Source organism: Demequina sp. (assembly GCF_016278765.1).
Taxonomy (GTDB): domain Bacteria; phylum Actinomycetota; class Actinomycetes; order Actinomycetales; family Demequinaceae; genus Demequina.
Genome location: NZ_JADQBE010000019.1, coordinates 48,679 through 61,793, shown reverse-complemented (window position 1 = coordinate 61,793; position 13,115 = coordinate 48,679). Strand labels below are relative to the sequence as shown.

The window sequence follows — 13,115 nt, the reverse complement described above, 5'->3', positions numbered from 1 at the left end:
CGTGGATGACACCCCGGTTTTGCCTGTCGCGCTCACCGCGACTGACCTCTGTGGCGTCGACAACGACACCGTCACCGGTGTTCCTGACGACGGCCGCTACAGCAACGTCACGGTGGACGGAAACACGCAAACCGTCACCTTCACCCCTGGCGATGACGAAGTTCTCGACTCCCCCCTCCCCAGCGGATGGACTGCCAACGAGGACGGCACAGCGACGTACAGCCACACCTTCACCAATGTGGCGTGCGACGTGGATGACACCCCGGTTTTGCCTGTCGCGCTCACCGCGACTGACCTCTGTGGCGTCGACAACGACACCGTCACCGGTGTTCCTGACGACGGCCGCTACAGCAACGTCACGGTGGACGGAAACACGCAAACCGTCACCTTCACCCCTGGCGATGACGAAGTTCTCGACTCCCCCCTCCCCAGCGGATGGACTGCCAACGAGGACGGCACAGCGACGTACAGCCACACCTTCACCAATGTGGCCTGCCCCGTTGATATTGAACTGGCGGAGGTGGAGTACGCGCCTACGTGGACTCCGATCTGCCTGCCCAATAACGACACGGTGGACTTCCCTGACGTTGCTGGTGTGACCTACACCGACACCGGCTGGGTTGGCGGTCAGCGCACCATCACCGCCGCTGCCGACGAGGGCTACACCCTCGGGGGAGAGACCTCGTGGACGTTCACCGACACGCCCGCTGCGGAATGCCCCGACGAACAGGGCGACTCCTTCCAGCCCCCGAGCGAGCTCGCCTACACGGGCGCATCGAGCAGCACCAACGGACTGACCGCCCTGGCGATCTTCCTGATGGCCAGCGGTACCGTCCTGGTGGGTCTCAGGACCCGGTCAGTGAGGTAACCGCGAAGTAAGCAATGCCAAAGCCCCCCTCTTCCACTTCGGTGGAGGCGGGGGGCTTTGCTTTGCTCGAGGGTTCCGGGCACGCGGGGTCATGGTCCCGGCCGCCGACCCATACCGCGCGCCCCAGAAGTAACCCCCTTTGCGCCGTTTACGTGGTTTGCGCACACACTCTGTGTATCGATTTCACCAAGCGCCAAGATTTCCCTCGTGGGGGTGCCCTAGGTCCTGTACTGTGACTTTCACCACACTGTGACATTCGCCACACCTGCCTTGTCATCACCCATGAGGACTCGGTTGGGCAGGGGCAGCAGTCGTGGAAGCTGAGGAGCGACTGGACATGATCAAGTTGAGGGCACGGGGCATGAGGGCGGCAGCGGTTGTCGCCATGGGCTTCCTTTTCGCAAGCGTGGGCGCAACTGCGGCCTCCGCCTCCGCCTCTAACGCCAACCAGGTGGACTACTGGCAGGCCAAGTACCCGAACGTGGGTGAATGCGTCAAGATTGATCCGCCCGGCACGGCCAATTCATACGGGTCCGTGAGCGACGACGGAAAGTCCGTGGTGCTCACGGCAGATCAGGCTCTTCTGATCGTCAAAGGTGGTTCGGACGGCGATGACGGTGACGGCAACAACGTGTTCGTCAACCCCCTCGCTGGCGTCTCCTACCAGTCTCCGCCGGTCGGCAAGAACGAGATCGTTCCCGCCGTCAGTCACTGGATTGTCTGCGAGTTCAAGACCCCTCCGGTCGTCGACAAGACTGTCGTGACCCCCGAGGTCATCACGACCGACCCGTGTGACGCCGACAACGCCACCATCGCAGGAGTTCCCGCCGACGGCATCGTGTGGTCTGACGTGACGAAAGACCCCGACGGCACCCTCCGGATCACCGCGTCCCTCTCGGACGGCACCAAGTACACCTTCGGTGACAACCAGACCACGTTCAGCATCAAGGACAGCGGCGTGCCCTGCGAGGTCGACGACAGGACGGTGGTGCAGCCGAGCTTCCCCACGCCGATCGACCCCACCTGTGACGCCGCCGGACAGCTTCCGGACGAGCCCGATGACACCGAGGGCATCGCATACACGTGGTCGGGCAACACTCTGACCGCGACTGCCAAGGAAGGCTACGTCTTCCCCGAAGACGCCACCACGGACAGCCGCACGTATGACGAACCGGGTTCCGCCATCGGCTACCAGTCGAGCGACGCGCAAGCCGCCTGCTACACCCCCCAGCCCGAGGCGGAGTCGGGCCAAGAGATGGAAATGACGGGCCAATGCCGCGACGGCTCCTTCACGACGGTCATCACGACCACGCCGTGGACCCGCGCGTACGAGCTCGACACCGTCACCGGCGGGTGGTCTCTTGGCGACAAGGTCAGGGGCGTGCCCGTAGTCACCACGACGGTGAAGGACGACTCCTTCTGCGAGACCACCGAGACCGAACTCGCCGAGGTCGACTACGCGCCCACGTGGACGCCCGTCTGTCTGCCCGACAACGACATCGTGAGCTTCCCCGCAGTTGACGGCGTGACGTACACGGACACTGGCTGGGACGGCGGTCAGCGCACCATCACCGCCTCCGCCGACGAGGGCATCGTCCTGCTCGGAGAAACGTCGTGGACCTTCACTGACACGCCCGCGGCCGAGTGCCCCGATGAGCAAGGCAACTCCTACCAGCCCCCGGGCGAGCTCGCCTACACGGGTGCCTCAAGCAGCACCGGTGGGCTTGCGGCCCTTGCGGCCTTGCTTGTCGCCAGCGGAGTCGTGCTACTCACCCGCAAGATGCGCGCGTAACAGCGAGCACCACGAAAGCCCCCTCTTCGCCCCAGCCGAAGAGGGGGCTTCGCTGTCGACGGTGGGACTTGGCTTTGCTGCGCAAGGACTTCTGCAGAGAGACCGGCGCCTGCCCCCAAGCCGATGGCGCCGGATAACGGGTGCACAACCGTATGGGTGCCGATGCTCGTAGTACTAGCAACGGCATGGGCCACAATGGAGGCACAAGGGGGAACGCGTGGCACGGTGGCAGGGCTTCTACGACGAGTTGGCAGCAGATCGCTACCCCGCGCTGCTCGCCTACGCCATCGCCTTCACCGGGCAACGCGCCACCGCCGAGGACCTGGTCCAGGAGGCCATGATCCGCACGTTCTCCTCGCCGCGGCGGCTCACCTCGGCCGCGCACGCCGAGCACTACGTCCGCCGCGCGATCGCCTCCGTCTTCATTGACGACGCCCGCCGCGAGAAGCTGTTCCGCCGTACGGCGCATCGGCTGGTGGGGGCCGACTCCGGGCCGGACCACGCCCCTGAGGCCGACGCCCGCGACGCCGTCGCCGACGCCCTCGCGACGCTCACGCCCCAGGTGAGGGCCTGCGTGGTGCTGCGCTACTACGACGACCTCACCGTGGCCCAGGTGGCGGACCGCCTGCACCTGGCCATCGGCACCGTCAAGCGCTACCTGCACGACGGCGGCGCGGCGTTGCGGGACACCCTCGGCGCGGATCCCGACGCCGAACGCGTCGACGTCACCGTGGTGACCGCCTTCCGAAGGGAGAAGTGACATGCCCACACTTCACGACCTGATGGCCGACTCCGTTGACGGCCGGGCCCGGAGCCTGCGCACCGCCGAGACGCTGCCCTCCACGCGGGGCCTCATCGCGCGCCGCAGGCGACGCAACGCGGCGGTGACCGGGGGCGCCTCCGCCCTCGCGATCGGTGGACTGGTGGTCGCGGGAATCGTGCAGGACGCCCGGATGGACGATGCCCCCGCGTCGTCCGATCCTGACGCGATCCGCTACGTCACGATGGACGCCGACGCCTTCGCCAACCTCGACACGGGCTTCCTGTACTGCGGAGACCAGGTGCCGCCCCCCTTGACCGAGGAGCAAGGCTTCGCCCAGTCGATCGCGGTTGACAAGGCAACGTCCGGCGACATTCTGCGCATCACGGCTGCCGTGAGTTACGACGGCCCGGACCGCGCGCCCGCGTTTATCAACCGTGGCTACGCGGTGCTGACCTACAACAACGCGGTGGTCGGCTACGCCCCCGCGAGGGGTAGCAGGGGCGAAGGTTTCGAGACGGTGACTCGCGGCAGCCAATGGAACGCCGGCACGGTACTCGACGAGGAACTCTTCCAGCAGGCGCCTTGCGGGGACTACTACGGCGCATGGCCGAGTCCCGACGACGTCGCATTCCAGGCGGGCGGCTACCAGGTCTACGTCGTGTCACAGGCGTTCACGAGTGCCGCCGCGGTCGCGCAACACGAGCTCGCGGCCAGCGGATACTACGTGGCGAGCAGCGCGAGCGGTGTATGGAACCCGGGCTCGATCGACTGTCAGAGGGCTGTCGAGAATGCCGGGCGCGGGGATGGCCCTGTCCCCGTCCAGTGCGCCGAGGCCCTGCCGCCCGGCGTGCAACTAGACCGGGAGTCTGGCTCCTTGACGCTGCCGTACCACCCGGCGGACTACTCGGACGATCTGGATGTCACCCTGGTCTCCGAACCCGTCGACGTGACACTTGACCACACCATCACCTTTGGCGACTTGGGCTTCCCGTCGCCCCCAACCGAGCCGGGCACGCCCCAGCCCCTTGCCTGCGGCGCGATTACCGGCGACATCGGGGGCGCGCTGCAGACGAACTTCACCGACATCCCCAGTTTCGCGGACCTCGCCGCGGGCGCCGAGGTGCCGATCCTGATCGACCAACCGTACGGGGGCGGGAACCAACGCCGCGGCACGCTGCACCTCGCGGAGGGCGCCACCGCGGCGCTGCTGATTGAGCAAGGGCTCGGGAGCTATTGGGTAGCGCAGACGGCCACTCCGGTGTTCACGCCCACCCAGGTGCCCATCGACCGCACCCAGGGCTACCCCGACGCGTCTGTTCGACTCGAGAACGTGACCGAGTGCCCCGAGCCCACCGAAGCGCCGTGGACCCTGCTCAACCGCGACCCCACGGTGGTGACCTGGCTGCTGGAGATCCAGGGTGGCTTCCGCATCGACTGGGAAGACGGCACCACCACCACGGCGGACTCGATCACGCTGAGCGGCCGCGCGGAAGGTTAGCGCTGGCCGGCGTGTCTCCACAATTCGTGCGTCGCTGGCCACTGCGTCAGTCGCGCGAGATACGCTGGGGTCTACCGACGGAAGGAGCGCAGGATGACCGCATCTGTGCCGATGCCCGATCACTCCGAACAGGGCTCGCCGTCTGAGGACGCGATGGGCGAGGTCTCCGCAGTGCTCCTCAACTTGGAACACACCATCGCGCGCGCCAAGAAGGGCCTCATCAAGGTCCGCAGGGCGGGCGGCGACGCCAACGTCGAACTCGCGCTTGAGTCGGCCATCACCGACCTCACCAAGCAGCACAAGCGACTGATGCAAGACACGTACTATGCCGGGGATGCCATCCGCCTGCTGTAGGCGTGGATGCGGTGCAATCTGAGGGGGTCCTGTGCGTAGCGGTGCCGAGATCGAAACGGCGCTCGAAGCGTTCGTGAGGCGTTGAGGCTCCTACGGGGGGGCTCCGAGCGGTCGGAAGCGCAGACCTTTCTCAACGAACTCTTCGCCGCGTACGGAACGGACCGCAAGGCCGCAGGAGCTCTGTTTGAGGACTTCAAGTCCTCTGCGGGTTTCATGGACCTGCACTGGCCCAGCCACCTCATCGTCGAGATGAAAAAGCCAGGCATCCCCCTGGAGAAGGCCGACGACCAGCGCATCCGGTACTGGCAGGAGTCGTCCGATGCCGCGAACGGCATTCCCGCCGCGCGCTGGGTGATCCTGTGCAACTTCCACGAGTTTGAGGTGTGGGAGCCGGGGCGTTTTCCCAAGGCGGCCCGCCTCAAGCTCACTCTTGACGAACTTCCTGACCGCGCCGAGGCCTTCTTGTTTCTGCAGCAGGGCCAGGTGGAGCCGGTCTTCACTGAACAGCGGCGTGCCCTCACGGCCGAGGCGGCCGAGCACGTGGCCTGGCTCTACACCTCGATGGCGGATAGGGGCGCGGCTCCGGTCGAGGAGATCCAGCGTTTCACCATGCAGTTGGTGTGGTGCATGTTTGCCGAGGACCTCAAGCTGCTCGACGGGCTCCCGCTGTCTCATGCGGTGGAGACCATCTTGCGCGATTCGCAACTCAACTCCACGCGCGAGTTCGACTACCTCTTTGGCCTGCTGAACAAGAAGTCCGACAGCGGCCGCGTGGGCGATTACGCGGGCACCCGCTACGTCAATGGCGAGTTGTTCGCCGATGTCGCCTCGCCGATGCTCACCCGGCCGGAGTTGGAGCACCTCAAGCAGGCGGTGGAGTTCGATTGGAAGCAGGTGAACCCCACCATTTTCGGCTCGCTGCTGGAGGGGGTGCTTGGCTCCGAGCGGCGCTCGGCGCTGGGCGCGCACTACACGCACGAGGCCGACATCATGAAGATCGTCACGCCCACCATCGTGCGGCCCTGGCGACAGCGGATTGCGGCGGTAGCGACCGTCGCCGCTGCACGCGACCTGCTGGATGAGCTGTGCGCCTTCACTGTGCTGGATCCCGCGTGCGGTTGCGGCAACTTCCTCTACGTCGCCTACCGGGAACTGCGGGCGCTCGAGTACGAGCTCAAGGCCAAGATCGTGACCCTCGCGGAGATCACGGGGGTCGCCAAGCCTGCGGGACCTCTTCCGTATGTGCCGCTGACCAACATGCACGGCATCGACATCTAGCGCGTGGCCGTGATGATCGCTCGCGTGACACTGTGGATGGGTCACCGCCAGGTGATGGACATGTACGGAGAGGCCGAGTCACCGCTCCCGTTGGTGAGCCTGCCGGGCGTTCGCCAGGCCGACGCGTTGCGCGTCGCGTGGCCGCAGGTGGATGCGATTATTGGCAACCCGCCGTTCTTGGGCGGAGGTCAACTTCGCGGAACCCTGGGCGGGGATTACGTCGAGTGGCTCGGCAAGCAGTTCGACACCGGAATCCGTGACCTGTGCACGTATTGGTTCCGCAAGGCTCAGGACCACATGGCACCGGGCCAACGCGCAGGGTTTGTTGGGACCAACTCGATCCCGCAGAACATGGGGCGAGAAGCCTCGCTTGACTATGTGGTCGCCAACGGCGGAATCATCACCGATGCCGTGTGCAGTCAGAAGTGGCCGGGCGAGGCGAAGGTGCACGTCTCGATTGTGAACTGGGTCAAGTCACCAAGCGACCGCCCCGAGCGGTTCGAACTTGACGGCGAACCGGTGCTCGGAATCACATCAAGCTTACGACCGGTAGGGACGGACGACTGGAGTGCACTGGCGCTCGACTCCAACAAGGGACGATGCTTCGAAGGTCCGAGCCCCAAGTCAAGCGGTCTCATCATCAAAGCGGAAGTAGCGCTCAGTCTCAGGTCCCGCGCCGACGCCGACTATTCCGGAGTCGTTAAGCCCTACCTAACTGCCCGCGATATTGCGGACAGCCCGACGCAAACTGCCTCTCGATGGACCATCGACTTTGGACTCATGCCGCTCGAGACAGCGATGAAGTACCCGGCAGCGCTAGACATTGTGCGCCGCGACGTAAGGCCCGAACGCGAGAAGAACAACCGGAAGACCTACCGTGACTTGTGGTGGATCTTCGCGGAGCCCCGTCGGGGGATGCGCTCCGCTCTCAAGGGCCTTCCCCGGTACGCGGCAGCAGCTGGCCACTCGAAGCGCCTGGTGATCACATGGATCGATGCGAGAACTCTCGCTAGCAACGCAACCGATGTCTTCGCCTTTGATGACGACTACTCCATGGGCATCCTGCTCTCACGGGCTCACGATGCCTGGGCATGGGCACAGTCCTCAACCCTGAAGGGCGACCTCCGCTACACCCCCACGACTGTATTCGCGACCTTCCCCTGGCCCGAGCCCACGGACCCCCAACGCGACAAAATCGCCGCCGCGTCGGCCGCGCTGTACGAGCGCCGCTCCGCACTCTGCATCGAGCACAACGTGGGCCTCACCAAGCTCTACAACCTGATGGACGAGGGCGGCTTCCAGGACCTGAAGAAGCTCCACAAAGACCTGGACGAGACGGTCGCGGACGCATACGGCTGGCCCAAGTCGATCGCCCAGGACGGCCCCGAACTGGTGCGCCGCCTGCGCGCGCTCAACCGCGACATCGTCGAAGGCAAGCACCCCTACTCGCCGTTCGAGTGACGCAACAATGGGGTAGTGCTGTATTGATACTGCACTACCCCATTGTTGGTACTAGCCTTGAGTCACTCCGGCATCCCTTCAGTTTGCGACCGTTGGATGCGGAGATCGTGGACTCGCGTGGGGGTCCGCTAAGCGGGCCTCCACGTGAAGCTCCGGCTACTTGCCGGACTTCTTGCGGGACTCGACGACGGTCGTCTTGGGATGACGTGCCGCCGTGGACGGCTTGACGTACCGACCGGTGATTGCGCTTCGTGCGTGTCCAGTCTTCTTGGTCATGATTCCTCCTCCTTCCTCTTCTTGGTCATTCGTTGACCTGACGCGGTGCGGGGGCATCCGCACACTTGCAATTGTAAATGGCGGGAGCGACGCTCAACAAAGAAAACCACAACATCTAGTACAATCGATGGTTTTCTCCACAATATGTAGTGCCATACTGTGGACAAGTCGAGGGTTCCTGTGAACAAGCTCCCACTGGCCGATGCTCCGGACTATTGTTCGCTCACAGTGCGCGTGGCGTGTCGGTGGGAACCACCCGCGCCCACGCCGTGCCAACGCACGGTGGGCGAGAGGGTCACGTGCCGCGACCCCCTCGATGGCGACGACATGCGCCGAGTCGCGATTGATCGATGAAGACCGTCAGGTCGGAGGCAGGGACCGATCCGAAGCCTGAGTCAGTGGTCGCGATGCAGCCCTCGCTTGAGTAGATCGCGGTGAGGGCATGCACTGCGTCATATGAAGCGAGCCCCCGCTTGCCCATCGCCGCTGGGACACCGTCGGCGACCTCCTGGAGTTCAATACGTAGCGACGGAATCGACTCAAGAACGTCGTGCCAAGATCCGAGGAGGTCTTCAGAGAGCCGCGCAGCGCGCTTCCGAACTCTGCCGTCGCGCCGCTTGGCAGGATTGAACTTGCCAAAGCGTTCCTTAATGGCGAGCTTGAATGACACCTCGACGAGTTCAATCTCCAGCAGACGGTTGTACACCACGAGAGACTGACGAGTCACGATCCGGTTGAGGAAGCCCAATGCCTCGATGTGGCAGGGCTCGGCTTGGCTGAGGCAAGCCACGACGAAAGAGGTGTCGAGGGTGATCTCGGGCGGCGGGTCCGAGTCCCGAAGGCTGTAAACGCCGCGCGCATGTGGTCGGCGCCCTGACAACCGCTAGCCCTGACCGCGCTTCTTGCCAGACTTGACGACGACTGCCTTCGGGTGACGCGCCGATGCGCTTGGCGCGACATATCGGCCCGTGACCGCGCTGCGGGCAACAGTGCGCTGGGACGCCACATTGACCTTCGCTACGCGCGAACCCGCAGACCCCTGCGCCTGCTTGGTGCGTGAGGCCTTTTCCTGCGCGCTCAACTTGTCCATACACAGACTGTATCTCGTCGGAGCTCACAGATCTATGGTCCTGTGGATGGGCAAGATCACGGCTCGGGGTCGTCTCAGTCGCGCAGTTGCGTCACGGTGGACGCGCACAACTGTTCGAGCCTGGGCATAATGCGCTGGCTGAGATGAGCTGCGTCGGCCCGGTCCAGTTCGTGGAAGAACGCGGTCGGGATAGCGTCGGCCTGGCGACGCACCTCATCCCGCAGCCTGCCGGAATCGACCTTGAGCCCGGACGCAAGCCGATCCCAATGGCGTCCGTGCACCGTTCCAAACACTCGTCGCCCGCCGATCGACATCGCCGCTTGGTTGATCTCGGAGCCACCCACGGCGTCGTACGGCAGCGCGGACGCCACGTCGTAGAGCGGCGTGATGCGCGTCAGGCCCGGAGCGTGCATGACCGAGTAGTTCTTCGCGTGAGCGTCAGGCGCACCGATGAGGTAGTTGAACACGAGCGCCTGCGCGAACTCCCACACGTCGGCCTCGCCATCGGTGCTGTTGTCGCGCAGCAGGCGAGCGATGTCGGCGGCCGACGGGCCGCCGCTCGCCTCGTACTTCTCGCGCGGGTACACCGCGAGGGCCTGGCACATGTCTTCCTGATGAACGCGCACCACGGAGCCGTCGCGCGCGCGCCGTCGATCGAACCGCGTCACGACCAGCGCGGGTTCGCCGTCGAACTCGCGGAACTCGGTCTTGGCGGCACGCAGCCCCACCGCTCGGGCTACCTGCATTGAGACGTGCTCCACCAGCGCCTGGTCGCGATACTCCCCAATGCCCGGCTTGACGATGTGCGTCGAGGGTGAGGTGCCCCGTGTCTCACACCACTCCCCCGACGGCGACCTCGCGAGGATGAACTTGCTCTGCGCCCCGGCCAAAGACCACCGTTCTCCGGCCACCTGCCAACCCGCCGGATCCCGAGCGAGATCGCGGAGGCGCTGGCCGATCTGCACATCCGAGAGCGGTGAGGTGTCGGGCCCCAAGTCGAGTCGATCGTCGGCAACAAACTCCACCGCGCCCGCGCAGTCCCGACCAATGTGGCTGAGCAACGCGAACGCGTTGCGCGGCGACACTCGAAAACGTCGCGCCCATGCCTCGCGCACCTCGACGCTGTCAGGCAAGAGCCCCTCGAGGAACGGCACGATGCGCGATGGAGCATACGAGGGCGTGCCGAGCGGCATCGACAGCGACAGCGACACTGCGGGCCCAGCGTCGGCGACCGCCGCGTCGTACGCGAACGAAACGCGCCCGCGTTTGTCCTGGGTGATAGCGCCGATGCGAGCGCCATAGAGGCGGACCTCTAGCGTCTGGCCCCCGTTCATAGCTCGTCGGTCTCATTGAGAATGGACGTGCCGGGCTCATCGCGCGCCGTCAGCGACAGCTCCAACCGCAGCGCCTTCATCAGGGCAAGCAGGGTCGCGATCTCAAAGCGCGATCCAGACTCGACGCCGATGACCGTCGCTCGGTTCACGCCCGCCCGCTCTGCGAGCGCCGCCTGCGTGAGCCCCTCGCGCAAGCGCGCACCCCGAATGGCCGATCCTAAAGAGGAGAGTGAGGTGATTCCGCGCATGATGTCAGTCTAGATCAACATTCCGGAATGTTGGTCAGAGTTGACAATTTCATCGTCGTCGCGATCGCCATCGTCGCGGCGGTTGCCGAGCACCAGGACCTTCGTCATAGGCTGGCCCCATGGTCAACGACGCCCACGTCCCCGGCGGCTACGCCCCGTCCCGCCACACGCTCGAGAACCTGCACACGGAGAAGCGGATCTTTCCGCCGCTCGTGGGCATGGCCGCTCACGCCAACGCGACCGGCTACGAGTACAAGAAAGCCAAGGTCGACACGCTCGAGTACTGGCGCGAGGCCGCCTTGCGCCTGGCTTGGCACGAGCCCTTCACCGAGATCCTCGACTGGTCCGACGCCCCGGTGGCGCGCTGGTTCCACGACGGCACCCTCAACGCGTGCGACAACGCGGTGGACCGGCACGTGCGCGAGGGCCGCGGCGACCGCGTCGCCTTCCACTTTGTGGGCGAGCCCGGAGACACCCAGACCCTCACCTACGCCGACATGCTGGAGCGCGTCCAGAAGGCCGCCCGCGGCCTCGAGTCGATCGGCATCGGCAAGGGCGACCGCGTGGCCATCTATCTGCCCCAAATCCCCGAAGCCGTGGTCGCAATGCTGGCGTGCGCCCGCATCGGCGCCATCCATTCCGTCATCTTTGGCGGCTTCAGCGCGGAAAGCCTGCGCCAACGCATCGACGACGCCGAGGCCAAGCTGGTCATCACGGCCGACGGCGGCAACAGGCGGGGCTCCCACCTCGCCCTCAAGCCCCTGGTGGACGAGGCGCTCGCGCCCACGGCCGAGCACCCCACTGCGTGCAAGTCCGTCGAGCACATCCTCACGGTCAAGCGCACGGGCCAGGACACCGCCTGGCAGGACGGTCGCGACCTGTGGTGGCACGACGTGGTCGACCCGCAGCCTGCCGACCACGAGCCCGTCTGGGTCGAGGCCGAGCACCCGCTGTTCATCCTGTACACGTCCGGCACCACCGGCAAGCCCAAGGGGCTCTATCACACCACCGGCGGCTACCTCACGGGCGTGGCCCACACGCATCGGATCGTGTTCGACATCAAACCGGAGACGGACGTGTATTGGTGCAGCGCGGACGTCGGCTGGATCACCGGGCACAGCTACATCGTCTACGGCCCCATGATCAACGGCACCACCCAGGTGCTGTACGAGGGCACGCCGAACACCCCACACGAGGGCCGTTGGTGGGAGATCATCCAGGAGTACAAGGTCACCATCCTGTACACCGCGCCCACCGCGATCCGCACGTTCATGAAGTGGGGCGAGGCGATCCCGGACAAGTACGACCTCAGCTCGCTGCGGCTGCTCGGCTCGGTGGGTGAACCCATCAACCCCGAGGCGTGGATGTGGTACCGCCGGGTCATTGGCTACGACCGTTGCCCCATCGTCGACACGTGGTGGCAGACCGAGACCGGCTCGATCATGATCTCCCCTCTTCCGGGCGTGACGGGCACCAAGCCCGGCTCCGCCATGACGGCCATTCCGGGCATCGCGATCGAGGTGGTGGACGACACCGGCGCACCGGTGCGCAACGGCGAGGGCGGCTACCTGGTCATCACCGAACCGTGGCCGTCGATGCTGCGCGGCATCTGGGGCGACCGCCACCGCTACCAGTCCACCTACTGGAACCACTTTGACGGCATGTACTTTGCCGGCGACGGGGCCAAGAAGGACGTCGACGGAGACCTGTGGCTGCTGGGCCGCGTGGACGACGTCATGAACGTCTCGGGCCATCGGCTCACCACCACCGAGATCGAGCACGCGCTCGTGTCGCACCCGTGGGTCGCCGAGGCGGCCGTGGTGGGCGCCAACGACGAGATCACCGGACAGGCAGTGGTCGCGTTCGTGATCGTTCGCTCCGACGCCGCCGACGTGCCCGAAGACGGCGAGGCCGTCACCACGGCGCTACGCAATCACGTGCGCAAGCAGATCGGCCCGCTCGCGAAGCCGCGCGACATCCTGGTGGTCGCCGAGGTGCCCAAGACGCGCTCCGGCAAGATCATGCGTCGGCTGCTGCGCGACGTGGCCGAGAACCGGCCGGTCGGCGACGTGACGACGCTCGCCGACTCCTCGGTCATGGACGCGATCCGCACAGGCTTGGCTGAGGGCAAGGCTGACTAGCGCGGCCGCTGT

General features: G+C 65.6%; 11 protein-coding genes and 1 pseudogene. 8 read left to right on the top strand and 4 right to left on the bottom strand.

Going from position 1 to position 13,115, the window contains the following annotated elements; genetic code table 11:
* The 7 genes and pseudogenes from QZZ29_RS03885 to QZZ29_RS03855 all read left to right on the top strand — a co-directional run.
* Positions 1 to 868: hypothetical protein (locus tag QZZ29_RS03885; RefSeq protein WP_291381506.1), on the top strand; the 868-nt coding region annotated here is incomplete at its 5' end.
* Positions 869 to 1,205: 337 nt separating this feature from the next.
* Positions 1,206 to 2,660, top strand: a complete 1,455-nt coding sequence (locus tag QZZ29_RS03880; RefSeq protein WP_291381504.1) for a hypothetical protein — start codon at positions 1,206 to 1,208, stop codon at positions 2,658 to 2,660.
* 217 nt (positions 2,661 to 2,877) lie between these two features.
* A complete protein-coding gene (locus QZZ29_RS03875) occupies positions 2,878 to 3,420 on the top strand; it encodes a sigma-70 family RNA polymerase sigma factor (RefSeq protein ID WP_291381502.1) in 543 nt (180 codons plus the stop codon).
* A 1-nt stretch (position 3,421) separates the two neighbouring features.
* Entirely contained in the window at positions 3,422 to 4,921 is a 1,500-nt protein-coding gene (locus QZZ29_RS03870) for a hypothetical protein (protein WP_291381501.1), read from the top strand.
* Positions 4,922 to 5,014: 93 nt separating this feature from the next.
* On the top strand, positions 5,015 to 5,275 hold the full coding sequence (locus tag QZZ29_RS03865) for a hypothetical protein (protein ID WP_291381499.1): 261 nt from the start codon (positions 5,015 to 5,017) through the stop codon (positions 5,273 to 5,275).
* 81 nt (positions 5,276 to 5,356) lie between these two features.
* A pseudogene (locus QZZ29_RS03860) lies at positions 5,357 to 7,015 on the top strand (DNA methyltransferase); the annotation flags it as partial.
* On the top strand, positions 6,998 to 8,014 hold the full coding sequence (locus tag QZZ29_RS03855; protein ID WP_366479011.1) for a type IIL restriction-modification enzyme MmeI: 1,017 nt from the start codon (positions 6,998 to 7,000) through the stop codon (positions 8,012 to 8,014). The pseudogene QZZ29_RS03860 and the gene QZZ29_RS03855, both read left to right, overlap by 18 nt.
* Positions 8,015 to 8,585: 571 nt before the next feature.
* Here QZZ29_RS03855 and QZZ29_RS03850 read toward each other — a convergent pair.
* The 4 genes from QZZ29_RS03850 to QZZ29_RS03835 all read right to left on the bottom strand — a co-directional run bounded on the left by QZZ29_RS03850 (position 8,586) and on the right by QZZ29_RS03835 (position 10,962).
* Positions 8,586 to 9,170 (bottom strand): type II toxin-antitoxin system VapC family toxin, encoded by a 585-nt coding sequence (locus QZZ29_RS03850; RefSeq protein ID WP_291381495.1) that lies wholly within the window; start codon positions 9,168 to 9,170, stop codon positions 8,586 to 8,588.
* 3 nt (positions 9,171 to 9,173) lie between these two features.
* Positions 9,174 to 9,380 (bottom strand): hypothetical protein, encoded by a 207-nt coding sequence (locus QZZ29_RS03845; protein ID WP_291381493.1) that lies wholly within the window; start codon positions 9,378 to 9,380, stop codon positions 9,174 to 9,176.
* Between the two features lie 74 nt (positions 9,381 to 9,454).
* Complete coding sequence (locus QZZ29_RS03840; RefSeq protein ID WP_291381491.1) at positions 9,455 to 10,714, bottom strand: type II toxin-antitoxin system HipA family toxin; 1,260 nt, start codon at positions 10,712 to 10,714, stop codon at positions 9,455 to 9,457.
* Positions 10,711 to 10,962 (bottom strand): helix-turn-helix transcriptional regulator, encoded by a 252-nt coding sequence (locus QZZ29_RS03835; protein ID WP_291381489.1) that lies wholly within the window; start codon positions 10,960 to 10,962, stop codon positions 10,711 to 10,713. The genes QZZ29_RS03840 and QZZ29_RS03835 overlap by 4 nt, the downstream gene beginning before the upstream one ends.
* 119 nt (positions 10,963 to 11,081) lie before the next feature.
* On the opposite strand from QZZ29_RS03835, the gene acs reads away from it, so the two are divergent.
* Entirely contained in the window at positions 11,082 to 13,103 is a 2,022-nt protein-coding gene (gene acs, locus QZZ29_RS03830; RefSeq protein WP_291381488.1) for an acetate--CoA ligase, read from the top strand.
* The last annotated feature ends 12 nt before the right edge of the window (positions 13,104 to 13,115 follow it).

Coding starts and splice junctions, on each gene's coding strand:
- QZZ29_RS03880 (WP_291381504.1), top strand. CDS start 1,206: ATGATCAAGTTGAGGGCACGGGGCATGAGGGCGGCAGCGGTTGTCGCC.
- QZZ29_RS03870 (WP_291381501.1), top strand. CDS start 3,422: ATGCCCACACTTCACGACCTGATGGCCGACTCCGTTGACGGCCGGGCC.
- QZZ29_RS03865 (WP_291381499.1), top strand. CDS start 5,015: ATGACCGCATCTGTGCCGATGCCCGATCACTCCGAACAGGGCTCGCCG.
- QZZ29_RS03845 (WP_291381493.1), bottom strand. CDS start 9,380: ATGGACAAGTTGAGCGCGCAGGAAAAGGCCTCACGCACCAAGCAGGCG.
- QZZ29_RS03840 (WP_291381491.1), bottom strand. CDS start 10,714: ATGAACGGGGGCCAGACGCTAGAGGTCCGCCTCTATGGCGCTCGCATC.
- QZZ29_RS03835 (WP_291381489.1), bottom strand. CDS start 10,962: ATGCGCGGAATCACCTCACTCTCCTCTTTAGGATCGGCCATTCGGGGT.
- acs (WP_291381488.1), top strand. CDS start 11,082: ATGGTCAACGACGCCCACGTCCCCGGCGGCTACGCCCCGTCCCGCCAC.